The 25,344-nt window shown below is 62.1% G+C and carries 14 protein-coding genes; 10 read left to right on the forward strand and 4 right to left on the reverse strand.

Going from position 1 to position 25,344, the window contains the following annotated elements; all coding sequences use genetic code 11:
* Positions 1-109: 109 nt before the first annotated feature.
* The gene (locus tag RE429_RS05900) at positions 110-2,212 is read right to left on the reverse strand and encodes a right-handed parallel beta-helix repeat-containing protein (RefSeq protein ID WP_414473404.1); all 2,103 of its coding nucleotides are present in this window, start codon (positions 2,210-2,212) and stop codon (positions 110-112) included.
* A 518-nt stretch (positions 2,213-2,730) separates the two neighbouring features.
* On the opposite strand from RE429_RS05900, the gene RE429_RS05905 reads away from it, so the two are divergent.
* From RE429_RS05905 to RE429_RS05940, 8 genes are all read left to right on the forward strand, one after another.
* A complete protein-coding gene (locus RE429_RS05905) occupies positions 2,731-4,071 on the forward strand; it encodes a nucleotide sugar dehydrogenase (protein WP_414473405.1) in 1,341 nt (446 codons plus the stop codon).
* Between the two features lie 10 nt (positions 4,072-4,081).
* Complete coding sequence (locus tag RE429_RS05910; protein WP_414473406.1) at positions 4,082-5,590, forward strand: glycosyltransferase; 1,509 nt, start codon at positions 4,082-4,084, stop codon at positions 5,588-5,590.
* Positions 5,591-5,604: 14 nt separating this feature from the next.
* Positions 5,605-6,822 carry a PilZ domain-containing protein gene (locus RE429_RS05915; RefSeq protein WP_414473407.1) on the forward strand — a complete coding sequence of 406 codons (1,218 nt, stop codon included), beginning with the start codon at positions 5,605-5,607 and terminating at the stop codon, positions 6,820-6,822.
* A gap of 58 nt (positions 6,823-6,880) precedes the next feature.
* Entirely contained in the window at positions 6,881-8,299 is a 1,419-nt protein-coding gene (locus RE429_RS05920; RefSeq protein ID WP_414473408.1) for a mannose-1-phosphate guanylyltransferase/mannose-6-phosphate isomerase, read from the forward strand.
* A gap of 13 nt (positions 8,300-8,312) precedes the next feature.
* The gene (locus tag RE429_RS05925) at positions 8,313-12,059 is read left to right on the forward strand and encodes a right-handed parallel beta-helix repeat-containing protein (RefSeq protein WP_414473409.1); all 3,747 of its coding nucleotides are present in this window, start codon (positions 8,313-8,315) and stop codon (positions 12,057-12,059) included.
* Positions 12,060-12,270: 211 nt separating this feature from the next.
* Positions 12,271-15,204, forward strand: a complete 2,934-nt coding sequence (locus RE429_RS05930) for a hypothetical protein (RefSeq protein WP_414473410.1) — start codon at positions 12,271-12,273, stop codon at positions 15,202-15,204.
* Between the two features lie 46 nt (positions 15,205-15,250).
* Positions 15,251-18,103 (forward strand): tetratricopeptide repeat protein, encoded by a 2,853-nt coding sequence (locus tag RE429_RS05935; protein ID WP_414473411.1) that lies wholly within the window; start codon positions 15,251-15,253, stop codon positions 18,101-18,103.
* A 64-nt stretch (positions 18,104-18,167) separates the two neighbouring features.
* Positions 18,168-19,499 (forward strand): tetratricopeptide repeat protein, encoded by a 1,332-nt coding sequence (locus tag RE429_RS05940; protein WP_414473412.1) that lies wholly within the window; start codon positions 18,168-18,170, stop codon positions 19,497-19,499.
* 290 nt (positions 19,500-19,789) lie between these two features.
* On the opposite strand, the gene RE429_RS05945 is transcribed toward RE429_RS05940, so the two are convergent.
* On the reverse strand, positions 19,790-20,866 hold the full coding sequence (locus tag RE429_RS05945; protein ID WP_414473413.1) for a hypothetical protein: 1,077 nt from the start codon (positions 20,864-20,866) through the stop codon (positions 19,790-19,792).
* A gap of 679 nt (positions 20,867-21,545) precedes the next feature.
* Between RE429_RS05945 and RE429_RS05950 the strand changes: the two genes are divergently transcribed.
* The gene (locus RE429_RS05950) at positions 21,546-22,136 is read left to right on the forward strand and encodes a LuxR C-terminal-related transcriptional regulator (protein WP_414473414.1); all 591 of its coding nucleotides are present in this window, start codon (positions 21,546-21,548) and stop codon (positions 22,134-22,136) included.
* Positions 22,137-22,213: 77 nt separating this feature from the next.
* Here RE429_RS05950 and RE429_RS05955 read toward each other — a convergent pair whose 3' ends face one another.
* The gene (locus RE429_RS05955) at positions 22,214-22,441 is read right to left on the reverse strand and encodes a DUF6894 family protein (protein ID WP_414473415.1); all 228 of its coding nucleotides are present in this window, start codon (positions 22,439-22,441) and stop codon (positions 22,214-22,216) included.
* Positions 22,442-22,826: 385 nt separating this feature from the next.
* Between RE429_RS05955 and RE429_RS05960 the strand changes: the two genes are divergently transcribed.
* Entirely contained in the window at positions 22,827-23,648 is an 822-nt protein-coding gene (locus tag RE429_RS05960; RefSeq protein ID WP_414473416.1) for a LuxR C-terminal-related transcriptional regulator, read from the forward strand.
* A gap of 29 nt (positions 23,649-23,677) precedes the next feature.
* Here RE429_RS05960 and RE429_RS05965 read toward each other — a convergent pair whose 3' ends face one another.
* Complete coding sequence (locus RE429_RS05965) at positions 23,678-25,318, reverse strand: GMC family oxidoreductase (protein ID WP_414473417.1); 1,641 nt, start codon at positions 25,316-25,318, stop codon at positions 23,678-23,680.
* Between the last annotated feature and the right edge of the window lie 26 nt (positions 25,319-25,344).

Consider the following 25,344-nt stretch of genomic DNA (forward strand, 5'->3'; position numbering starts at 1 on the left):
CAGCTTGCGCAACCGACGCCGCCGCTCCTCCCGCGGGCGCTCAGTCCGTGCCGGGGTTGCGTGCGAGGACGGCTTCCGTGGTCTGGATCCACGCTGCCGCTGCGAAGGATCATATGACGATGAAGTCGGCGTAGGTGACGGCCTTGTCGGCGCCGACATTGGCGAATGTCACATGGCCTCCGGCCTTGCTCCCATTCGAATCATACCAGACGTCGCCCGTCGTCTTGTTGTACCCGATATAGTCGTTCGCATCCTTGGCGGACGATCCCACGGTGAAGGACGCCGGGTCGAGGGTGCCCGTGCTCTTGAGCGATTTGAAGATCGCATTCTCGAGCTTGATCGTATCGTATCGCGGATTGAAATCGGCGATCCTGTCCTTGTTCGAAATGCTGCTGAGGGCTGTGTTGAAGATGAATACGTCGTATCCCGTCCCTCCGAAGAGAGCGTCGTTTCCGCCCCCGCCATTCAGGACGTCATTGCCATCGGCTCCCTTGATGACATTGCTCGCCGCATTGCCGGTCAGCGTATTGTTGAGCCGGTTGCCCGTGAGATCGATTGGGGAACTGCCGTAAGCGGTCATGTTCTCGACATATGCCGACAGCGTCGTGCTCACGCGCGTCACAACCTTGTCCGCATTTCCGCCTGTCGCCCCCTCGATAACGACGTCGTTCCTGTCATCGACATAGTAGGTGTCGTTGCCGCCCCCGCCGTCGAGCGTGTCGGCGCCGCCGCCGCCGTTCAGCGTGTCATCGCCTCCTCCGGCCTTGATGACGTTGTTGGCGGAGTTCCCCGTGATCCGATTGTTCAGGGCGTTGCCGTAGCCATTGATGGCCTTCGTTCCCGTGAGCGTGAGATGCTCGACGTTAGCGGTCAGGGTATAAGTAATGGATGATCGGACAAGATCGTCCGCTCCGCCGCCCGCCTGTTCGACGACAACGTCTCCGGAGTGATCGACGATATACGTGTCGTTGCCGGCAAGGCCGTGCATGATGTCGGCACCTGTCGTGCCGACCATCAGGTCGTCACCGGAGGATCCCTCTCGTATGACGCCCGGAACGGAGATGTCTCCTGTGTCCATGCCGGTGATCTTGTTGCCGCTGACCGTCGTCCCGGTTGCTCCTCCGGTCCGGTTGCCGATTTCTTCCCTGATGCCGAAACGTGCGTTGACCGTACCGTCGGAGTAGATCGTGTTGTTCAGGATATGCGTGTTGATCGAGTAGTACGTGAGATTCGTGACCACATCGTCCAGGCGCGAGCGGATCTGGATTTCGTCATAGGTGTGATCGGCCTCCTGGGAGTTGTTGAAGACGAAGCTGTCCCGGATAAGGGTATCGGAGGATCCCTCCACTCGAATGCCTTGGCGAAGGTTTCCGTAGATCCTCGCGTCGACGATCGAAACTTCGTCCGAGAGCTTGACCAGGATACCTTCCTTGGCATTGCGGAAGTATTCGCCGCCGACGACCTGGATGTTCGTCACCCATGGAATGCTCGCGTACCCGCTCGGAAGAATGTCTCCTCGTTGGATGGTAAGGCCGGCCGACCCATTGTCATAGGCCTTGTTTCCCTCGAGAGAGAGATGACTCGTCGCGTTCTGGATGTTGAACCCGTGACGATCGTTGTCGTAGGACACGTTGTTCCTGTAAGTTCCTCCCACCACGAAGTCGGCAACGAAACCATCGAGCCCGTTGCCATGCGAGACGCAGTTCTCGATCCTGACGTTCGTCGTCACTTCATGAGGATTGAAGCCGTAGGCCGTGCAATTGCGAATCTCGACCCTCGACAGAGTGATGTCGGACTGGACCTTGTTCTCTTCAGCCTTTGCGCCGCAAATGAAACCTGCCTGGTGATCGGTGTTTTTGGCGCGATTCCCATCGATTGTCAGGTTTGACACCGATACATTCGACACATCGGTCAAGGCCGTTCGGACGATGCCGTTGATTCGTGCATTGAACCCGTCATCGAGCTTGATGACCGTCTTGCCCATGCCGTCGCCGACCAGCGAAACACCCGAAAGCAGTTCGACGCCACCCTTGGAGGAGTTCGTAGGATCACCGGTGACCGCATATGTACCGGCTGCGAGCTTGACGGTGATCCGCCCGCCGCCCGGATTGTTCATGTACTCGGCATTGGCGGCTTTGATGGCTGCATCGATCGCAGCCATATCCGTCTTGGAATTTCCAGAGGGAGGGGCGACGTTGATGATTGTTGCCATTGATGGAGTCCTTGATGGATGACCCTCACATAGCAAGACAAATACTTCTATCGATTGCGCCTAAGGGGTAGCGCATTCGGATGAACGGAGATCCGCACGTCAAGTCGGCATTGATCGATCGGGCAACCCAGCCAGGCGCCACGCGAGCGGGAGAGCATGAAATCGCAAGCCCTTATGTCATGCCATACCCATTAAGTCCGCTATCATTCCACATTCCTGCAGTTCAGTGCAGTCACCCGTCGGAGGTGCTCCATTCTGCTTGCATCGGAGTAAGGCGCTCATTTCCTAGGAGAGTTGCATCATGGCGCTTCGATGGGTGCCGGCAAGACGCTTAGCGGCCATCGACACGTTGACTGTTGCGGGTGTCATGAGGGGCATTGGAGTTAAACTTGTCTCTTCGTGGGAGCCATTGGAAATGTAATCCCTCGGGAGTATCTCTCCAGCCGAAATAGTGACGAGAAAAAGCAGGCTCGGGGAGTATCTATTGGGCTGTGCCGGCGCCGCCAATTGAATGCGCCATGATCTCCTATTCCACCGGGAACAGCCTAATGCAAATCAGTGTCTTTGGAATTGGCTATGTTGGAGCCGTCTCGGCCGCATGTCTTGCCAACGACGGTCACAATGTCATCGCGGTTGATCCAAATCCTCAGAAAGTCGAGCCTTTGAATGCTGGCATCAGCCCGATTGTCGAGCCCGGTCTCGAAGAGCTGATCCAGGGAGGTATCCGCTCCAAGCGGCTCAAGGCCACCAATGATGTCCGTGAGGCGGTTCAAGGGTCGGACCTGTCGTTCATTTGCGTAGGGACCCCGTCGCGGACGAACGGTTCACTGGATACGGGTTATGTTACTGCGGCTGCCGAACAGATCGGTGCTGCAATCCGCGAGAAGAATTCCTTTCACTCCATCGTCATGCGCTCCACCATCTTGCCGGGTACGATGGAGAGTGTCGTTCTTCCCACTCTCGAGCGCACCTCCGGCCGGCAGGCGGGAGTGGGATTCGGCATTGCATACTATCCGGAGTTCCTGCGGGAGAGCACGGCCATTGCGGATTATTACGATCCCGGCGCGATCATATTCGGCAAGCACGATCAGGCCACCATCGATCGGCTGTTGGACCTTCATAGGATCTTCAAGATCGAGCCGAAGGTCGTGTCAATTCGGACGGCAGAGGCCGTGAAATACACCAACAATGCATGGCATGCCCTGAAGATCAGTTTCGCAAACGAAGTCGGAAATATCTGCAAGGCGGCAGGAATTGACGGACACGCGGTGATGGATGTCCTTTGTTCCGATACCCGTCTCAATATTTCAAAGGCTTATCTCAAACCTGGCTTTGCGTTCGGCGGATCGTGTCTGCCGAAGGATCTTCGAGCCTTGCGCTTCGCCGCCCGCAAGCTTGAGGTCCCGACCCCCATTCTCGATGCGACGATGGAGGCGAATGAGGAGCAGTTGAAGCGCGCCTACTCCATGGTGGCGGCGACGGGCAAGCGCCGCATCGGCCTCATCGGTTTGAGCTTCAAGCCCGAGACGGATGACCTGCGCGAAAGTCCGCTGGTCGAGCTCGCGGAACGCCTGTTCGGGCGCGGCTATGACATTCGCATTTACGATCCGAATATTCAGGTTTCGAAGCTGACGGGAGCCAACCTTCACTTTGTGCGCTCTCACCTGCCGCACCTGACGTCTTTGCTGACGGCCAACATCGACGAAGTGATCGAACATGCGGAAGTCTTCGTGCTCGGAAATCGTGCCGAGTCGCAACGTCTGATGAGACACGTGGATGATGGCCGTCCGCTCATCGATCTCGTCCGAATCGATCAGACAAGGTGTTCCGGTGACTTCTATCAGGGAATCTGCTGGTAGTTCAGCCAGCGTGAGACTTTCCGAGACGGTCTGGGCACATCTGCTCTATGTCGTTGCCGTGGTCGCATTCGCGGTCGCTTTGCCGGCGGAGTCCTATCGGATGATAGGAGGCGGCGTCATCGGGACATTCGGTCTTCTGGCAATCTGGCGTTATGGGTGGGGGCTCGTCCATTTCATCAGGGCGCTGGTGTACAGGCTGAAGGTATTCCCGCTGATGAGGGCTTCGGCTGACGCCGTCATCGCCCGCGACGCCCCTGACGCCTATCTGCTCGTGACGACATTCCGCATCGATAGTGCCGTCACGACGAGGGTCTACAAGGCTGTCTTCGAGGCGGCCATGGCCGCGCCGGGGAGGGTAACGGTCGTCGCATCGATCGTGGAAGCTGGCGACCAAAGACTGGTCACGGCTCTTTTCCGGGCTCTGTGCTCGAACCAGGACGAGATTGACTTGGTCGTCGTGCGGATTGCCGGAACCGGGAAGCGTGACGCGCTCGCCTACGGTTTCAGGGCGATCGCGCGTCGTTGTCCGGCGAAAGACGATATTGTCGCGGTCATTGATGGCGATAGCATCGTTCCGCGCGATCTCATCGGGAGATGTGCCGGTTTCTTTCTGCACGACCCGCACATCGGTGCGCTGACGACGGATGAAATGTGCGAAGTCCGCGGCCGCCGCATCTTCCAGGAATGGTATGCACTGCGCTTTGCGCAACGCCATACTCTCATGTCGTCCATGGGGCTGGCGGAGCGAGTTCTGACGCTGACCGGACGTATGGCGATGTTCCGGGCGAACATCGTCTGCAACCCTGATTTCATTCGGCAGGTGGAACTTGACTATATCGATCACTGGAGGTTCGGGCGGTTCAAGTTCCTGACGGGGGACGACAAGTCGAGCTGGTTCTGGCTTCTGCGCAACGGTTACAAGATGGCCTATGTGCCGGATGTCGTCGTATTGACCGTGGAAGATCCGCCATCCGACAATTTCGTGTCAGCGGCTGCAATGCTCATGACACGCTGGTTCGGAAATATGCTGCGCACCAATTCGCGGGCCGTCGCGCTTGGGCCGAAGCGCATGGGCTTCTTCACCTGGTGGGCCATTCTCGACCAACGCATCTCGATGTGGACGTCCCTCGTGGGCGTCTCCGCGGTCCTGATCGCAACGTTCTTCATCGATGGCTACGCATTCCTGCTCTACGCCCTGTGGATATTGACGTCCCGGTACCTTCAAACCCTGTCTCTTCTCGCGGCCCGCTCAAGAGTGTCCGTCTTCTATCCCTTTCTGCTCTATTTCAATCAGATCTTCGGATCTCTCATGAAGGTTCATATCACGTCTCATCTCGATCGCCAGAAATGGACGCGTCAGAAGACCACCGCGAACGTACGTGATGCGAAACGGTCTATGATCGCCAGCAGCTTCATGTCCTCCTACATGCATGCTCTTTCTCTCGCGGCCTTCCTGACGCTCCTGGCGTGGAGCGTCGACGTCCTGCCTACACCTCGGGCCATGCTGTTCCTTCCATAACCGGTGTATCCCAGATGGAGAAACGACCAATGTCGACGATTACGCATGAAGCTGAGGTTCAACGCCAGCATCCGCGTTATCGCCTGCCGATGAGGTGCCTTCACAATGGTGAACCGGTTCCCGTCATCGACCTTTCGGTTGGCGGAATCGGAGTGAAGCTCCGCGCGCTGGACGTCAAGCCCGGTCACATCGTGGATATCATACTGGCGTTCCCATTCGACGGATACGAGCTTACGCTGCCGATGCGTGCCGAGGTCCGTTATGCCAGCAAGGAGCATGGCCGCGTGGGGATGAGGTTCGTGGACGTCTCTCCGCGCCAGAGCAACCTTCTGCGCTTCGTCCTGAATGCCTATCTTTCCGGGGAGGTGGTCGAGGCGGGAGACGTGCTCGACGTCGTAGCACGCCGAAACGAGGGCAAGACACGCGAGATTCCCCAACGCCAGCAGCCGGTGGGATTGGCTGCGAGCGCCGCGCAATATGGGCGCAGCATGGCGGGCTACGGACTCATCATAGCGGCAACTGTCCTGCTCGTCGGATTCATCGGCACCGGCATATTCCAGCGATTGTATATCATACCCGCGCAATCTGCGATGATTACGGCCGATCTTGTCACAGTTCCCTCGCCATCGAATGGTCAGGTCACGTTCATTGCGGCCGGGAATGAGATTCAGGCCGGGGAACCGCTTCTGACGATCCAGGGACCCCAAGGGACCAGCAGTATCGTAATCGACAGTCCCTGCGATTGCTTCGTGCAGGCGCGCTACAGCCGCACGTCGAATTTCGTTCGTGAAGGCGCGCCCGTCCTTGTCCTGCGCGAAAAGACAAGCTCGCCCTACATCACCGCCAGCATCCCTCAGAGCGACGTTCTGCGCTTCTATCGCGGTGCGCAGGCTATCGTCGAGTATACGGATGGAACGCGCGTCCGGGATGTTCCGATTGAGCCGATACCGACATTCTCAGACGACGACGCGGCTGCCGAGCACTTTCTCGTCAAGCTCGCGCCGGGTCGCAAGCTGGACGACAGCGCAATCGGGCAACCGGTTTCCGTCGTATTCGATACCTTCTCAGGGTCCCGGATCAGAGCCACGACTCAGAAGATCAGTTCCGGCCTGAGCTGGGTCAAAACTACCACCGCCTCGCTTCTGGCCAAGGGCATGGGGAGAACGAACACAAGACAGGCTGGACAACAGACTGAATCGTATAACGGCGAACGGGTCGCGAACCTCAAATAGGGACAGTTTCGTCGCTGGGGAATGCCGGTTTTGGCGTGTCGAAATATGGAGGCGAACAATGAATAGTATCATTCCTGTGCTGATGTGCGGAGGTTCCGGAACACGTTTGTGGCCCGTCTCCCGAGCGAGCGAGCCAAAGCAGTTTCACGCTTTCTCCGGTGAGAGAAGCCTTTTCCAGCAGACGGTTCAGCGCTTCTGCACCGAGCTCTATGCAGAGCCGCTCGTCATCGTGAACAACAATCATCGCGATCTCGCACTACGGGAGATCGGCGAACTGCAAGCAGGTCCGGTCCGTCTGCTCGTCGAGCCCTGCGTCCGTAGCACCGCGCCTGCGATCGCTGCCGCTGCGGCCCTGATTGCGGAACAGGATCCTGACCGGCTGATGCTGGTCGCTCCCAGCGACCATCTGATCGAGCATGGAGACGTCTTTTCCGACGCGGTGAGCCAGGCGGCACAAGCCGCACGCCAAGGGCAGATCGTCCTGTTCGGCATCCGGCCGACGCATCCGGAAACCGGCTTCGGCTACATCGAAATCGGGGAGAGCTTCGACGATGTCAGCTTCAGGGTGGCGGGCTTCGTCGAGAAGCCCAAGCGGAACGTGGCCGAGATGCTCTTCTCCGCCGGCTCCCACCTGTGGAACAGCGGAATCTTCATGTTCACCGCGCGCACGATCATGGACGAACTCGAACGGTATGCTCCCGATGTCATGGCCTGCGCACGGCGCGCGGTCAGTGCGGCCCATCGCAGCAACGATACCATTCGCTTGTCGGCCGATTTCGACATCGCGCCGGTCATCTCTATCGATTATGCCGTCATGGAGAAGAGCGACCGGCTCGTCTGTGTTCCGGTTTCGCCGAATTGGCGTGACCTCGGATCATGGTCGGCACTTTGGGACATGGGCGCGAAGGACGACAATGGCAATGTCGCGCAGGGCGATATCGTTCTCCGGGATGTGCGCAACAGCTATGTCCACGGGAACTCGCGGCTCGTTGCGGTCATCGGAGTCGAAAAAATCGTCGTCGTCGATACGGCGGACGCGGTTCTCATCGGATCCCTGGATCAGGCGCAGAACGTGGGGCGCATCGCGAGCGAGCTGGCGTCGGCGAAGCGACCCGAAGCCAGTCTCCACCGCAAAGTCCGCAGGCCATGGGGATCCTATGAGTGCCTGAAGCTCGGCGATTGCTTTCAGGTCAAGCATATCGTCGTCGATGTCGCCGGGCGTCTTTCGCTCCAGTATCATCATCACCGCTCGGAGCACTGGACGGTCGTATCCGGAACCGCTCGCGTCACAGTCGGCGACAAGGTTTCCATAATGACGGCCAACGAGTCCGTCTACATCCCGAAGGGAGATGTTCATCGCCTGGAAAACATCGGTGACAGCGAACTGCATCTGATCGAGGTTCAGTGCGGCACTTATCTCGGCGAGGACGACATCGTGCGTCTGGAAGATCAGTATGATCGTATCCTTGCGACCTGATCTCCGAAGTCGCTTGCGGGGGATCGCTGTCGTCGCGATCTCTCTGCTCCTGTGCACAGGAAGCTGGGCTCAGGAGACAGGCGAAGTCGGGCGCCTTGCGGAGGAGGCGCGCCAGGCGCTTCTCTCCGCTGACCAGGGTGCTTCTACCAAGCAAAAAGCCGTTTTCTACCAGACCGCTCTGGCGCGCGTTCAGCTTCTCGAGAAGTTCGGCGCGCAGGGCGGTTCCGGCTCACCCGAATTGCGGGCGGGAGCGCGCATCGAACTCGACCGCCTCGCTGGCGATGGATTGACCCACGACATGCTGGGGGCACTGCTCCTGCAGGCTCTTCTGGCCGATCTCGATGCGGGGCAATCGGGCGCCGACAGAGCGGAGCTCGGCGTTACGCTTCACCAGGTCGCGAGCGAGCAAAGGGCACCGGAACATCGTGCGTCCGCCTTCATCGAGGTGGGGCAGGCCTATAGCAGGATCGGAGCCCAGGATCGTGCATTGCGATATGCAACGCTTGCGCTCGAGGCGGCGAAGTCCATTCCGGGAGCAGGAGAACAGTCGGAGGCCTATCGTGCTGTTTGCCGTCTCGCGGTTCTCCTTGGGCCGACAGGGTTGTCCCTTGCAGGGCGCGCCGTCGCCCTCATCCCGCGCTCACAGGATCGCGCCTATGCGCAGCAGGATCTCGCGCGCGCAGATCTGAAGGGGACGGCTTGGCAGAATGCCACCATGGAGCAGCTGGCTGTCGAGGCTCGCAGGCGCCTCGCGACCGGCGACGTCGGTGGGGGGCTTCGTTTGGTGCTGGCCATTCCCGAGGGCGACAAGCAGGAGGCGCTGCTGGCAGACCTTCTGCCGGCGGCCCTCGAGCACAAGGATTTCGAGGCTGCCGCCGCGGTCGCCCGGGGTTTCGTCAATGACCGGGAGCAGCAGGAAGCCCTCGCTTCGGTCGCAAAGGCATTGGCGGAGAGCGGCGTCCCGCTGCAATCCGCGAGCATTCTCGAGACCATGCAGGATGGGCCTGCAAAAGTCTCGGCTCATCTGACTGTCGCTGCCGCACTCGCGCGAGCCGGCTATGACAAGATGGCCGATCACATCTTTGCGGAAGCCTTTCAGGGGGCACAGGCGACGGATGGGGCGGCTCAGGCTGCGATCTGGCCTGAGGTTGTCCAGGCTTTCACGCAGGCCGGACGTCTGGACGAAGCACTGGGATTCGCCGCGCGTCTCGAGCCGGGCACGGCAACGTCTTCGGCACTTGGCGACCTCGCAGAACGCCTGGCCGACAGCGACCGCCTTGCCGATGCGAGCGCGCTTATGCCCCGCATCGAGGAGCCGGATGATCGCGCCCATGCCCTCAGCGGAATCGGGCGTGCGCGGGTGCGGGCGGGCGACATCGCCGGCGCCGTTCGGATCGGCGCGGACCTGACCGAACCCGCGGATAGCGGGCGGATTCTTTCCTCCGTCGTGAAGGCTCTTACACTCTCGGGAGAGTTCAAGGAGGCTACCGCACTGGCCGGACGGATCGAGGACAGGCCGTTGCAGGTGGAAGCCTGGGTCGGGATCGCCCGCGAGACCGGCAAGAGGAAGGAGGCCGCGGCAGGCGAGAAGGCCCTGGGAGAAGCCATCCGCATTGCAGAGGCCCTGGAGACGATCGATCGCGACAAAGCCTATTATGCGATTGTGAAGTCGCTGGCGGATCTCGGCGACAGGACTCGCGCGAACGCGTTCAAACAGCGCATCATCGATGACGGCTTCCGCAACCGGGCCAATGAGGCTCTCGGCAAAGCCGCCGCCAGACAAGCCGTAGAGCAGACGAAGCGGACCGGCTTGCCCGATGCGGTCCTCAAGCATGCCTTGAGCCAGCCGATGACCGACGAGGACAGGCAAGACATCGCGCTTGACCTTGCCGGGGCGCGGAACGGCATCGTCCCTGCTTCCGGACTCATCCGCATGATCGAGGACGACAGAACCCGCAATGCCGCATTCCGTCGTCTCGCCGAGGTTCAGATGGCGGCCCTGTCCGATCCCATCGAAGAAAAGGCGGGAGAGACCGCAGATACCGCCGAAGCTCTTCCCCAAGATCCTCCCCAATCTCTTCCCCAAGATATTGCCCAAGATCTTGCCCAAGATCTTGCCCAGGATAGCGAGCTTGGACGGGAACGCCGGACCAGAAAGGGTCTTGTCCTGGCCTCCGTCGAGAACGAGGTCACCACGATCGTCCGTCCGCCGGTCCCACAGGGCTTGGCCCGGGCGTCCGACATCCGCGCGACGGTTCCATGGCCGTCCGGGGCTGTGGCCGGTATCACGTTCGCCAATTACAACCTCTACATTTCCAAGTTCCTGGATGAGGGGCCGAGCGGTGGTACGCGTCTCGAACGGGCAGCGCGCCATCAAGGGATGCCGAATCCGCGCATCATCGTCGTCCAGTCAGGCAGCACGACGCTGGGGATGCTCGCCCGGCAGTTCCGTGGGACCCCTGACGAGGACCTTATCGCCATCGAAGGCGACGTCCTCACCCTGCGCGCGCCCGTGTTCGTGGCACCCGGCGCTCGCCTCATCCTTTCCGGCATGGATGTTCCGGTCTACCGGTTCAGCGCCGATGCGGGCGCCTTCGTCGCAAGTGCCGGGGATTTCGAGATCGTGGATGCGCAGATCATCGGCTACGACGAGGAGGCGAAGAGGCCTGCCTGGTCGGACAAAAGCCGGGTTCACGATTTTCGTCCGTTCCTTCTGTGCTGGGGCGACGGACGCATGAACGTTGCAGGGTCCGTGCTGACGGCTCTCGGTTATGAAAACTCCAAGTCTTTTGGCCTGTCCTACTCGTCCGGCCCGATCCGCGTCTCGGAGCTGCGCGATCAGGCGCACGCAACAGGGTTCGTCGTCGACAACGTCTTCCGCAATTCGCATTTCGGCTTCTACTCGTATGAGGCCGAAAACGTTCATATCATCGGAAACGAGTATATCGACAGCGTCGTCTACGGCCTCGATCCCCATGATCGAACCCGCAAGCTTACGATTGCGCTCAACACGACCTACGGCACGAAGGTCAAGCATGGGATCATCGTCTCGCGCGAGGTCGACGAGAGCGTCATTGTCGGCAATCTCACCTTCGACAATGTCGGTTCCGGCATCATGCTGGACCGGGACAGCTCCAACAACATCGTGCATGCCAACAGCGCGTTCGGCAATGAGCAGGACGGCATCACTCTGTTCGAGAGTTCATGCAATCTGATGACGGCCAATCATCTTCTCGCCAACAAGCGCGACGGCATGAAGGTGAGAAACAGTTTCGATATCGGAGTCTACGGCAACCGGATCGAGACGAATGGCGGCGCCGGGATCAACGCCTATGTGGCCAACCTGCTCGAGACGAAAAGCGGCGAAACGCGTGACTTCAGGATGGATCCCTATGATCCCGTGACGAGCATGTCGCTCCGCAGGAACCTCATTTCCGCAAACGGGGTCGGCATCAATGCTGAGGGCGTATCGGGCTTGGCCATGCTGTCGAACAGGTTCGTCCGGCAATCCCGTCGCCTTTTCGGAGGAGATCTGCGCGGACTCGAGGGGCCTGTTCTCCAGGGGGCGCATTCAAGCATGCTGATCGCGAGCGTCTGCCGCCCGGCGAGACCGGTCGTTGCCTGCCGGCTGCGTGAGCAGGGCTATTTCGAAGGCGGCGCGGATGGTCATGCCTTCGACCCTCACGCCAGGAACGACTGCACGTCCGTCGATGGAACCGTGCAGCAGCGCGCCTTCAGCACCACCTCCCAGGGGACGTGAGGGAGACATGAGACGCAGTCTTGCCGTCGTGCTCCCGGACGTGGCTGCGGAACCGAAGGTCGCCATGGCCCATGCCTCGAAGGACGACATCCCGGGCGGAGTCGGTCGTTGCCCGTGACGGGACCGGCCCGCCGACGAGGAGGCTGAAGAGCAACAGGCCTCTGAAAGAGAGGTTCGCCGGCGCCTGTGCGACACGCATATGGGGACGTTGATGGTGAAACATTTCAGTCTCGCCGCTCTTGTGGCGGCTCACGTTCTTCTGGTGCTCACGCCGGCATTCTCGCAACAATCGCCGGATCGGGAGATCCGCAGCCGCTTCCAGGCCGTCATGGAGCGGATCGAGCAGCTGCGTCAGCGGCAGGATCAGGATGCCTTGATCGAACAGGCGCAGCTCCTTCAAGACGGCGTGCCGATCAGTGAGACCAACCCGCTGGGCAGAGCTCAGCCCGCCGAGGCCGCGCGGCTCCTCGACCGCGCACTGGCCACCCTGGGGCCGCGTTGGCCCGAAGCCGCCGTTCGGCGCGCTAAACTCCTGTTGACCAAGGACGCCGGACAGGAGGCGCGCGTGCGGGCGGCCGAACTCCTGCGCCGCGCCGCTGCCATGCAGAGCCGGGAGGCGGCCTATCTGCTCGCGGGCCTGATGGAGGCGGGCAACGGCGTATCGCGTGATACGGCCGGGGCCAAAGGGCTTTATCAGGTGGCCCTGCGCCTGGGGCATGGCCCGTCGGGCCTTGCTCTCGCGCAGCTCGAGAGCGACGCGACGAAGGCTCATGTCTATGCCACGCAAGGGTTGCGACTTCTCTTCCAGGAGGCGCACCAGGGATCCGCCGACGCCGCGAGAATCCTCGCGGATCATTACCGCTCGACGAGCGACGGCGTGCCCGATCGGTTGAACGCCGCCGTCGAATGGTACAGGCGCGCATCCGATCTCGGGGATGCGGGGGCGTGGCTGCAACTCGGCCGGATCAGGCAGGATCGGAGGTCTCCGCTGTACCGGCCCGCGGAGGCGCGTTCCGACGTCGAGAGGGCGGCCGTGGGCGGGTTGGTGGAAGCCGCGCTCCTCCTTGCTCAGGATCCTTACGATGGCGGCTCTCTCGGCGTTCCTGCCCCGGAGGCCGAGATCTGGCTCAAGAGGGCTCTCGAGAGCCGGGTGCCGCGCGCCCTGGTCGCGGGCATCGAGATCCGGAGCCAGCAGGGCCGGGATGGACGCGAGGAGGCGAAGCTCTATCTCGCCGAGGCCCTGAAGGATGCCGGGGATGAGCCGGGGGTTCTCGTCGCGCTGGGGCGCCATCTGCGCGCCGGAGACCTCATCGAGAGAAACGTTCCCCTCGCGCTCACGTTCTTCGATAAAGCCGCCGCGCAGGATAACGTCACGGCTGCTTACGAATATGGACGCACGGTCTTCGGTTTTCCGGACGCGGCGACGGAGCCGATGAGGAAGATCGCAGCCGCACGTCTTCAGAATGCGGCGGAGCGCGGCGACGTGAAGGCCGCTCTCACCCTCGGCGATGTTCTCCTGAACGGCAACGGTGTCGATCCGGCGCCATCGGATGCGCGGCGCTGGTATGAAAAGGCCGCAGAGGGCGGTTCGACGGTGGCCTTCGTGCGCCTCGGCGATCTGTACCTTCACCGGCCTGACGGCAGGGATGTCTCGCGTGCGATCGAATGGTATCGCAAGGCGGCCGATGCGAACATTTCAACCGCGATGATCCGCCTCGGGCGCATGTTCAACGAGGGGCAGGAGGTCCCGCAGGATGATGCGCTGGCGGCCACTTGGTTCAGCCGCGCGGCGGCCGCCGGAAGCGGCCCGGCCATGGTGGAATTGAGCGCTCTCTATTCCCGTGCCGGCGGGCCGGGGCATTTCGACCTGGCGCGGGACGTCCTGGAGTCGGCGGTTCGGGCCGGCGATGCGCGAGCATCCATCGCTCTCGCGAAGCTCTATCTTGCGCGGGGGGAGCAGCCGCTTGCGGAATCGGTCCTGAAGAGGGCGGCCGACAATGGAGATCCCGAAGCCGCCATTCAATTGGCAGCGCTCTATTTGTCCGGGCCTGCCGATCAGGCGGCTCTCGCCCGCCGCTGGCTCGTGGCGGCGGAGAATGCCGCGGCCGGCACGGATGAGCTGATGGTGCGGGTCGCCGTTCTGCAGCTGAAGGAACCGGCCCAGCGTCGGCGGGGAACAGCGACCCTCGAGGCGATCGCTCGAAAGAACGGCACCGATGCGATGACGGCCCTCGCGCAGGCGCTGCTGGACGGGACCAGCATCGGCCCGGATCCCGATCGCGCGGAGGCGCTTCTTCGCCGGGCCAGCCAGCTTGGTGACGATGGCGCGCGTTTCGCGCTCGCCAAGGCCTATCGCGACGGGAACGGCATCGAGAAGAATCCCGCTCGCGCCGTTGCGCTCTACCGCGAGATACACAACGACGAGCCGGGCGACCCGAAGGTGCTGCTCGCCTTGGGCGAAGCCTATGGGAGCGGTGAGGGGGTGCCCCGCGACCGGGCGCTCGCCATTCAATTCTATGCGCAGGCCGCGCAGAATGGAGATCCTGAAGGGAAGGCGCATCTGGGCCTGGCCTATCTTTACGGGGGCGGGGTCCCTCACAACGGAGCGGAGGCGGAACGCCTCCTGTCCGAAGCCGGCGAGAGCAGCCTCCTGACGGCGCGGCTGCGACTCGGAGAGGCCAAGGCGTCGGGCATGGGAGCAGCGATCGATCCGGAGGGGGCGTTCGCGTCCTATCTGCGGGCCGCGGAGGCGGGATCGCCCGAGGCCATGATCGAGGTGTCGCGCGCGATCAGGAACGGCTTCGGCACCCAGGCCGATCCCGTTCTGGCGCAAGCCTGGCTCGAACGGGCGGTGCGCATGGGATCGCCGGATGCCCTCTATGAGCTCTATCGCGTGAGTGCCGTCGCCAAGGATGCGAAGCCGCAGGAGGCCGAGCGCTGGCTCGTTCAGGCGGCACGGAGCGGTCACGCGGCCGCCATGTATCATCTCGCCCTGCGCTATCGCCCAACCTCTCCCGATCAGAACAGCATCGACGGGAACGAGTGGCTCGCCAAGGCGGCTCAGGCCGGTCACTGGCAGGCCATCAAGGCCATTCGCAAGAAGAAGCTGCCCGAGCCTGGGGACGGCGACGGTGACGACGAATAGGCGTCGACAGCCAAGCGAGGGTTGCGGATTCATGGGAGCTGCCATCATGAAACAGCCGACCCGCGCTCACGATGCGGCGAAGACCCGGTCGAAAGCCCCGATCGGAGCCGTGACCGCGATCGCTCTTGCAGGTCTGATCGGTGCGCCGGGCTCCCTCCGGGCGCAGACGGGCGCCTCGCGTTCACTGGCGCCGACCGCCGATTTCAGCAAACTCTGCGTCGCGCCCCCGAAGGTTGCGCTGACGCGTGACTGGAAGAAGTGGGACAGGAAGCAGCCCGTCCGCAATCTCGACGAGATGTACGGCGCGGCCTTGCTTTACGCTGACGGTGCGCCGCAGGTCGCTCGCGATCCGGTGACGGCCCGCAGACTGCTGGAAGAGTTGTCCGCCCGCACGTGGCCGGGGAAGGGGCGTGCGCTCTATCGCCTGGGCCAGCTGATGCTCGATCCCGCAGCGGGTCCCGTCGATGCCGAGCGGGCCGCTGCGCTGTTTTCGACTGCGGCCTCCACGTTGCACATGGACGCCGCTGTTCAGCTCGCCCGGCTTCATGAGCAGGGACGCATCAAAGGGGCCGACGTGAAGGAGGCCGAGCGTCTTCTGCGAACGGCCTCCGCGGCCGGCAATGTCGATGGCGTGATCGGGCTCGCGCGCCTCCAGAAAAGCGGCCGTCTCGGAGCCGTGCCGCAGGCCGCGACCGAGGATCTCGTCAAGCTGGGACTGCTCATCCTGTACGGCGATCTGGGGCGAGGGAAGTGCAGCTCCCTGTATGAGATCGGCGCGATCCTGTCCGATGACGCACTCGTGCCGGGAGGGCTGAGGGAAGCGGTGAAATGGTTCGAGGCGGCCGCACGGCAGGGGGATTACCGGGGCGATCTGTCCTTGGCCGGGATCTACCTGCAAGGACGGGTCACGGCCGCGCCCGGCGCGGTTCTCAGGCATCTCACCAGGGCCGCCGAGGCGGGATCGGCTCAGGCGATGACGTCGCTCGGCGAATATCATCTGCGCGGAGACGGAACGCCCAAGGACGTCGCCAAAGGGGTGGCCTGGCTGGAGAAGGCCGGGACTTACGCCGATGTGGACGCCTACAAGCTCCTGTCCCGTCACTATCGCGGCGAATTCGGATCGGCTCCGGATCTTCCGAAGGCGGCCGATGCCCTGTCCCGGGCCATCGCTCTGCCGGGACATACGTCCAGCGTCATCGTTTCGCTCGCCCGTCTCTACGCGGCCGGCATCCACGGTCAGCCGGACATCAAGACCGCACTCGCCCTTTACCGGCAGGCCGCCGATAGCGGAGACCCCTCGGGCCTGACGGAGCTCGCCAAGCTCCTGCTCGCCCGGCCGCAGGATGCCCTTGGGACGGATGTTCTCGGGCTCCTCAACGAGGCGGCCAGGCGTGGGAACCCCGAGGCCATGGGCGTGCTTGCCGATCTCTACGAATGCAGTGCCGTGGTGGCTCCGGACATGGAGCAGTCGCGATCCTGGCTGATGCGCGCCGCAGCGGCGGGGCATGCCCGCAGCATCGCGGCGCTCGCCTCTCAACCGAACGCCGATCCCGAGGTCATGCGCCGGAGTGCGGAAGCGCTCAAGCGTTCCGCCGAGAAGGGAGATCGCGAGAGCATGGTGTATCTCGCTCTCGCCTACCGGACCGGACGAGGTGCCGAGCAGGACGAGCGTCTGGCCGCCGAATGGCAGAAAGCTGCGCTTGCTCCGGGCGAGGATCTGTCCCGGTCCCGGTTTCTTCTGGCTCGCAGACTCCTGACCGTCGGGAGTGCCGAGGCTGACCGGACACTCGGGCGTAATCTCCTGGAGGAGGTCGCAAGAGGAGGCGATGCGAGCGCCGTGTTCGAACTCGGTCGGTTTCTGACATCCGCCAGCCAGCCCGGCAGTCCCGAGCATGTGCGTGGCGTGGCGCTGCTCCAGAAAGCGGCCGCGTCCGGTGTCGTTGCCGCGATGGCGGAACTGGCGGACCAGCCCGACGATCAGCTCCGCGTGACCGGAAAAACGGCGGCCGATTGGAGAAGAACGGCGGCCGGGGCCGGGAGTGTCCGCTCCGCGATCGCTCTTGCGGCTCTTGCGGAGGATCCGGCCGATCGGTCGGCATGGGTCGAACGGGCCGAGGCGCTCCCGGTCTGTTCCGCCAGGGACATGGTGGAACTGGCCGCGATCCACCATCGCACGAACAATCCGCAGGCCGTCGAACGGGCACGCCTGTGGCTTCAGCGCGCAGTCGCCGACACGAGACTCCATGAGCCGGATCCGGCGACGCTCTTCCAGATCGGCCGCGCCCTGTTCGATGGCGTCGGAGGCTCCACGGACCCGCAGGAAGCGGTGACGTATATCGAGCGCTCCGCCGAAGCGGGGAAGGTCGAGGCGATGCGATTCCTCGGCCGCAATTATGCCTCCGGGGCTTTGGGAGAGGGGAAGAACGATCTCGCGGTCGCATGGCTCATCAAGGCCTTGCGGGCTGAGGACGAAGGCGCTGCCGCCGATCTGGCGCGCGTGGCGACGACATCGGAAAAGGATGCCGGACGTGCCGTTGAGGCTCTCAAGGAGGCCGCCGGCAAGAGCTTCGTTCCCGCCATGCGCGAGTATGGACGCAGTCTTCAGTTCGGCTTCGGCACGGTGGCGGATCCCGTTCAGGGGGGCGTGTGGCTGCGCAAGGCAGCCGAGGCGGGTGACATCGCCGCCATGAAGGAGCTCTCGCGCGCCTATGCGTCAGGATATGGCGTGGAACTATCGGCGAATGCCAGCACCGACTGGCTCCTGCGCGCGGCCAATGCGGGCGACACGGAGGCCATGTACGGCGTCAGCCTCGCGATGACGCTGGGGTTCGGAACCGAGGTGAATGCGGACGCCGCGCAGAAATGGCTCGCGACCGCCGAAGCGACGGCGCGCAAATGAACGTCGGGGAGCGGCGGGAATGAATCACGGAACGGATCGCCGAGGACGAGTGAGGAAGAGGCCGATGATCAGAACGAGCCACATTGCGCTCCTGAGCTGCCTTCTGGCGAGCGCTGCTCTTGCCGCGCCGGAGAGACAGGAGAACGAACCTGCTGCATCCGCCTCGGCTCGGACCGGCCTCACCCCGGCGAAGCTGAAGGCGATGCCGACGGCCCGTCTTCTCAAGCTCGGGCAGGCCGCGTTGACGGCCGATGCCGAAACACCGGCTTTCACGACCGGGCTCGACGCCCTGAAACTTGCGTCGTCCCGAGGCGATCGCGTCGCAACCCGAATGCTCGGCAAGGTCATGGCGCGCCATGATCTCCCCATCGCGGAGAACGGCTCCGCCCGCATCGAGAGCAGACTGAGACATGAAGCGATGCGGGGAGCATCCAGCTCCGTTCTGGCGGTCGCAGGAATGTACGACCGAGGCGATGGCGTTCCGACGGACACGAAGAAGGCGGCCACATGGTATCTCTGGGCCGCACGGGTCGGCAACCGCCGCGCGATGGCGAGCGTCGCCTATGCCTACGGGACCGGCCGAGGCGTCGCGCGCGATGACGAGGCGGCCTTGAAATGGCTCAAGGAGGTCAATCCCGGCCGCGCCCGGACGACGCTCGTCGATATCGGCTGGGCATTGGCGACCGGTTCCGAGGGGACCGCGGACATGCCTGCGGCTCTGCGCTTCTTCGAGAGAGCCGCGCAGATCAGTCCGAATGTCGCCTACCAGGTCGCGCTCGATCTCGAGCGCGGCACGAACGGGGTTCAGAACCGGGAAGCGGCAGGACATCTGATCAAGGTGGCGGCCGAACGCGGCGACAGCGCCGCCGCGACGCATCTCGCAAACATTCTCTCCGGCAGCGACAAGCTGGAGGATCAGCGCCAGGCCGTGCAGTGGTACAGTCTGGCGGCCCTGGACAAGGAAAACGCCGCCGCAGGGCAGGGGCTCTCCCGGCTCATCGCCTTGCGCCCGCAGGACGATCTCGTGCCCGGCATCATCGCGGGTTTGGAACAGGCCGTGGCGGCAGGAAATCACGAGGCTCTGCTCGGTTTGGCGCTGGCTTATGCCGACGGCATCGGCGTGGAGGCTTCGCCTGGCCGCGCCGCGAGCCTCCTCCAGCAGGCGGCCGATGCAGGCATCCCCGAAGCGAAATACCGGCTCGGCCTCATGTACAAGTCCGGCACCGGCGTTAGCATGGATCTCGACAAGGCGATCGCGCTGATGAGCAGCGCTCAGGAAAGCGGATTCCCGTTGGCCGCCGTGGCCCTGAGCGCGATGGTCGATCAGCCCGCTCCGAATGCAGCCGCCGGACAGTCGGCGCCAACCGCATCCGGGGGAGATACGATGCCTCGGTGATTGCGCCCGTGAGCCGTGGACCGTATCAGGGGAGAATGACTTGCCGAGAGCATCGGGTGCGCCATTGAGCTCGCGTCCGATGCTCTACAGCATCGGACGTGACATCGGACCCATGTCCGATACTGTCAGTTGATGCTTTTGAGCATCTTTCCACGCAAAACCGGTTCCCACTTTTGCGTCCGATGCTCTAGAGCCTTTTCCGCAAAAGTGGATGCCGGTTTTGCGAAGAAAAGGCGTCTTTCTCAAACAACAGGAGCCTTTTCCATGAACCGAAGTTCATGGAAAAGGCTCTAGCAGGGACGGCGTGGGTCGATTGCTTCACCTCGTGCACCCCTGAGGCCGGTACTCTTCCCCGAGACCGCATTGCCGCAGATTCTTCCTTGAGGTCCTCTCTGTATCTTCAAGCTGCCGACTTCGTTGTCGCGAAGGGTATTGGAATAGGCGTTGTTGCCGATTCCGTCTCCGGATCTGTCCCCGCCGAAGCGAATGCCGGCGCCGCGATTGCCGTAGACGTCGTTGTAGCGGAAAGTGTTGCCGCTGCCTCGGGAATCGAGCCCTGCCGACTTCCTGTCCCGCTGGCCCGTACAGCGATTATGCTCGACGATGTTGCCGGATGAACCTTCCTTGATGTCGACGCATTCGTTCCCACGCGTGTTGAAGGTGTTGTGATGAATCCAGTTCGCATCCGAACGGTCGATGGATGCATCGGGTGCGCCCCTCTGCCCAAGTTGCTCGGGAGCCGTGCCGATATAGACGCCTTCGCCGTTCTTGCCGCCCTCTTTGTAAACGAAGTCGTGGATGCCGCAGTTCTCGATCGTCGAGTTGGCGATCTCGTTGCGCTGGGCGTAGTACCGCAGTCGAACGCATTCGCCGCCCGCATTCCTGAGATTCATGTGAACGATGCGAAGGCCCGTGACGCCGTCTCCGGGCTGGCTCCCAATGGCGTAGATCAGTTTGTCCCGGTAACTGTTCTTGCCTTCTGCCGCACTGTGCCTGCCGTCGATGGTGAAGCCATGCAGCTCGATATAATCATGGTTGATCTGAACGATTCTGTTGGCTCCGGCTCCCGAGAGGATGGCGCCGCGCCCTCCCGTGACGACGATCGGATGGCCGGGCTGTCCGTTCCTCACGGTTCGGATGTCCTGAAAATAACGGCCGGGGGCGAGCACGATCGTATCTCCCGGCATTGCCCGCTCTAGCGCGGCTTGAATGCTCTGCAGCGGATCGGATCTCGATCCGGTGGCCGCCATGCCGCCCGAGGGCGCAACGAAATAGGTCTCGGCCCATGCGGCATTCGCGGCAAGCCCGAGAAGCAGCACGATCATCCGGACCGGCAGCATTCTCTGAAACGCATATATTCCGCTCATGTGAATCTCCGGACAGGTGCGTATGGAGGGCGTTTGCGCCGTGTGGCATCGCGCCGTCCCTTGCCGTGCGGACGACTGTTTCTTCGCGCATCGCGCGGCCCTTCGGGTCCGCTCGAACGATGCGCTCCTCGAGGAGGGAGCATCGGATTCGATCCCAAAGTGGATACCACTTTCCACGTCCGATGCTCGAGGCGGAGAAATCCATATCTTGCTTACGGATTGCGACGGAAGCATCATCGATGTCGCTTATACGAAATTGCCTCCTTCTGCGGATGCTTGTGAGGGTCGTATGGCTGCAATGGGTTTAAAATCGGGGATCGTCGGGAAGAATGCATATGATCTCATGATCATGAAAATCGGCATTCTTTTCGGACCGAAGTCCCATACTCCCTAAGCAGTAACAGATACCTCCTTTGCCTTGTAGTCCAGAAACCGGCTGTTCGTATAATCGGAGGTAATCTCTGCGAAAAGGCTCTCTCGCATGACAAATATCCTTCAAGTTACGACGATTTTGGGGTGCAAGAACTCGATGCTCCGTGAGGGGATCAGGCACATCTTATCGAGTACGCGGTACAAAGTTCATCCCGAGGACCTGAGTGGCCGCGGAACAACCGTGCCGCAGGTTTACGGTCATGCTCCTTTTCTTTTCATTATTGACAGTAATCTTTACCCGGATGGGATGAACAACCTCGTCCGGGATCTGAAGGCACAGCATGTCAACGCGCGTGTCGTCATTCTGGCGGACGGCTTCGACCTGGATGAAATGAAGCTCACGCTCCAGGCCGGAGCAGACGGCTATTGCCTTGCGACGACAGGATGCGAGGCAATGATCAAATACCTCGATCTCGTCATGCTGGGGGAGGTGGTTTTCCCGTCCTCCGCCTTCCTGGGCACCATGATGCCATCGGGAGACGCGATCGTGCCCCAGGCCGAGAGCGCGGCGATCGCGATGTCGCTTCCTCAGATGGAACGCATTGCGGAGGCCAAGGACTCGGTCATTCGCACCCTGTCCAGCCGCGAAGCGGAAATTCTGCAATGCCTGATGGAAGGGGCGCCCAACAAGGTGATCGCCCGCAAGCTCGACGTGGCGGAGGCGACCGTCAAGGTTCATATCAAGGCGATCTTGAGAAAGATCCGGGTGGCCAACCGCACGCAGGCCGCGATGTGGGCCGTCAATCATCTGTCCGGAGGCCAGGAGCCGGCGTGGCCGCAGCTCCAGGCCGGCGACAGGGGAATGTCGCAGGTTTCGCCCTTCATGAAGATCTGCTGACGGCCGGGGAAGAACCGGGCCCCTGCCGGGCGCAGGGGAGGGCGACATAGGCAGGGCCGCCTTTCGCGACCGATGCCCTAATGCAGATTGTGCGTGAGCTTGATCGTGAAGAGCACGCGGCCGTCGCCGTCCGTCGCCTCCAGCCGCCACCGGTCCCACTCGATCGGCTCTCCGTCCGCTTCAGCGCGAAGCTCCATGACGGCCTTGAGGGCCTGGGCCCAGGCTTGATCCAAATCCCTGACTTCGACGCCTTCATCGTCGATCATGGTCTCGTCGTCGCTAATCAGGTTGAAATAACATCTCATGATCAATCAGGCGGATCGTCTCTACGGGTCGGTTATATCATTCTAGGCCGCCCGAAGGGCGTTTCCATACGCGGCTTCGAGGCGTGCAGCCCCGACTACCGTGCAAGATCTTAATCACAGGTCATCTCTGAATAGCATAGTTGATGTGGGGCGCTTCGACTTTAGTCGGGCTTTTTGTCAGATACTCACAAAGACATAGAGCGTAAGATTGATTCTATGTACTGAAATTGAAACTATATAACATACGAAATGTACGATTTTTAACAAACTTTTAAGAGAAGTGAATACGAGGTGATTGTGGGAATGAGCTAAATAAGCTAATTTACCTAAAGAAAAGTATCGTATCCCTCTTCTTTCGACTTGAAGCCCAGAAAAAGGCTCTCCTATGCGGAAAACCTACGATCTCGATGGCTCGTCACTTGCGGGCGTACCGCTCACGAGAGAGGCGGGGCAGGCCCGATACCTCGAATTGGCCCGCGCATCCGATCATGCGCAGGATCGATACATGAACTCCCAGACGATCCCAACGCTCCTTGTCGAATCGAATACCCTTCTGCGCGAGGGGTTGCGGAGAATTCTGACGGAGACTGAGTACAACCCCGTCGCCCTGTCTCCCAACCTCGACGGCGCGCTTGCGGAATGGGAGGCGGATGCCGGCCCGTTTCTGCTGGTCATGGGGTGCTCACGCGATCACGAAGAGGCCTGCAGCCAGGTTCGGCAGATCAAGAGTCAATATGACTCGGCGCGTGTGCTGATGCTGGTCGACCAGTACGACCTGAAACAGATCATCTCCGCGTTCCAGGCAGGGGCGGACGCCTATCTGATCAAGTCCGTGTCCTGCGAAGTCCTGGTCAAGACGCTGGATCTCGTCATGCTCGGCGAGGTCGTGTTCCCATCGGCCGTTCTGGACCTGCTGAACGAGCATGTTCTGCGGCCCAACGGCGATGTCAGGACGCCTGGAGCCGAGAAAGCCTCCGACGAGCAGTTTCAAAGCAAGGGATTGTCCGTACGTGAGACCGTGATTCTGCGCTGCCTCATGGATGGCGACTCGAACAAGCTCATCGCCCGCAAGTTCGATATCACCGAGGCGACCGTCAAGGTTCACGTCAAGGCGATCCTGCGCAAGATCCATGCGAAGAACAGGACGCAGGCCGCCATCTGGGCTGCAAGTCATCTGCCGGCCGACGGGCAGGTCTCGGCCCAGTAGCCATGTCGACCCAGGAACCATGTCGGCCGTCAGGCCGACTGCCTGATCGCTTCCCGGTGCCGGGCCTGATCCTCCAGGATCATCGCGGCGCCTTTCTCGGCGATCATGAGGGTCGGCGAGTTCGTGTTGCCGCTGGTGATCGTCGGCATGACCGAGGCATCGATGACGCGCAGCCCCTCGATGCCGCGAACCCTCAGGCGCTCGTCCGTGACGGCCATCGGGTCGCTCTCGATTCCCATCTTGGCCGTTCCGACCGGATGAAAGATGGTGGTGCCGATGTCGCGGGCGCCGCCGAGCAGCTCGTCGTCGGTCAGCAGTTGGGCGCCGGGCCTGTATTCTTGCGGCCGGTATCTCCGCAGCGCCGGCATCGAGACGATGCGACGGACGAGACGTAAGGAATCCACGGCGACCTGCCGGTCTTCCGACGTCGACAGATAGTTGGGCCGGATGGAAGGCGCATCGACCGCGCTGCCGCTCCGGATCCTGATGCTGCCCCGGCTCGTGGGGCGCAGATTGCAGACGCTCGCCGTAAAGGCTGCGAACGGGTGCGGCTCGTCCCCGAACTTGTCCAATGACAGCGGCTGGATGTGGAACTGAAGGTTGGGCGTTGCGTATTCGGGAGAGGATCGCGTGAAGGCTCCCAGCTGCGACGGCGCCATCGTCAGCGGTCCGCGCCGGAACAGGGCGTATTCGAGCGCCATGAGGCCCTTCTTCGCGAGCGAGCGATAGTCCTCGTTGAGCGTGCGTACGCCCGAAACCTTGTAGATCGGGCGCAGCTGGAGATGATCCTGCAGGTTCTCGCCGACGCCGGGCAGATGCTTCAGGACCTCGATGCCGTGCTGCCGCAGGAGAGCGCCGTCGCCGATGCCGGAAAGCTGGAGGACCTGCGGGGAGGCCACCGCACCGGCCGACAGCACGACCTCCTTGCTCGCATGAATGCGCCTGAGTTGTCCCTGCTGCAGGATTTCGACGCCGACGGCGCGCCTGCCGTCGAAGAGAATGCGCGTGGCGTGCGCATTGATCTCGAGCTTGAGGTTCGGACGTGACAGGGCAGGCTTCAGGAAGCCGCGCGCGGCCGACCAGCGGCGTCCGTTCCTCTGGTTGACGTGGAAATAGGAGATCCCCTCGTTGCTGCCGGTGTTGAAATCGGAGGTGCGGGGAATGCCGGCTTCGACGGCCGCTTCGATGAAGGCGTCGAGAATGTCCCAGCGCATCCGCGGCGCTTCCACGCGCCATTCTCCGCCGCTGCCGTGATGCTCGCCCGCGCCGAGATAATGGTCCAGATGCCGGCGGAAGATCGGCCGCACATCGTCCCAGCCCCAGCCGCTCAGGCCCATCTGACGCCAGTTGTCGTAATCCTCGCGCTGGCCGCGCATGTAGATCATGGCGTTGATGGCCGAGCAGCCGCCCAGGACCTTGCCGCGCGGATAGTTCAGAACGCGCCCGTTGAGGCCGGGCTCGCTCTCGGTCTTGAACATCCAGTCGGATCGCGGATTCCCGATGGCGAAAAGATAGCCCACGGGAATGTGGAACCAGATCCAGTTGTCCTTTCCGCCGGCCTCGAGCAGGCAAACGGAATTGCGCGGATCCTTCGAGAGACGGTTCGCCAGAACGCAGCCTGCCGAGCCTCCGCCGATGATCACGTAGTCGAACGTGGTGCTGTCGGACATGACACGCCTCGATCGGTCGCCGCAGG

The organism is Microvirga sp. M2, assembly GCF_047497095.1.
GTDB lineage: Bacteria > Pseudomonadota > Alphaproteobacteria > Rhizobiales > Beijerinckiaceae > Microvirga.

What these genes read in the sequence shown, in the direction of transcription:
- RE429_RS05935 (WP_414473411.1), top strand. Translation starts at nt 15,251, where the DNA reads ATGAAACAGCCGACCCGCGCTCACGATGCGGCGAAGACCCGGTCGAAA.
- RE429_RS05915 (WP_414473407.1), top strand. Translation starts at nt 5,605, where the DNA reads ATGGAGAAACGACCAATGTCGACGATTACGCATGAAGCTGAGGTTCAA.
- RE429_RS05950 (WP_414473414.1), top strand. Translation starts at nt 21,546, where the DNA reads ATGAACAACCTCGTCCGGGATCTGAAGGCACAGCATGTCAACGCGCGT.
- RE429_RS05930 (WP_414473410.1), top strand. Translation starts at nt 12,271, where the DNA reads ATGGTGAAACATTTCAGTCTCGCCGCTCTTGTGGCGGCTCACGTTCTT.
- RE429_RS05945 (WP_414473413.1), bottom strand. Translation starts at nt 20,866, where the DNA reads ATGAGCGGAATATATGCGTTTCAGAGAATGCTGCCGGTCCGGATGATC.
- RE429_RS05920 (WP_414473408.1), top strand. Translation starts at nt 6,881, where the DNA reads ATGAATAGTATCATTCCTGTGCTGATGTGCGGAGGTTCCGGAACACGT.
- RE429_RS05965 (WP_414473417.1), bottom strand. Translation starts at nt 25,318, where the DNA reads ATGTCCGACAGCACCACGTTCGACTACGTGATCATCGGCGGAGGCTCG.
- RE429_RS05960 (WP_414473416.1), top strand. Translation starts at nt 22,827, where the DNA reads ATGCGGAAAACCTACGATCTCGATGGCTCGTCACTTGCGGGCGTACCG.
- RE429_RS05905 (WP_414473405.1), top strand. Translation starts at nt 2,731, where the DNA reads ATGATCTCCTATTCCACCGGGAACAGCCTAATGCAAATCAGTGTCTTT.
- RE429_RS05955 (WP_414473415.1), bottom strand. Translation starts at nt 22,441, where the DNA reads ATGAGATGTTATTTCAACCTGATTAGCGACGACGAGACCATGATCGAC.
- RE429_RS05940 (WP_414473412.1), top strand. Translation starts at nt 18,168, where the DNA reads ATGATCAGAACGAGCCACATTGCGCTCCTGAGCTGCCTTCTGGCGAGC.
- RE429_RS05900 (WP_414473404.1), bottom strand. Translation starts at nt 2,212, where the DNA reads ATGGCAACAATCATCAACGTCGCCCCTCCCTCTGGAAATTCCAAGACG.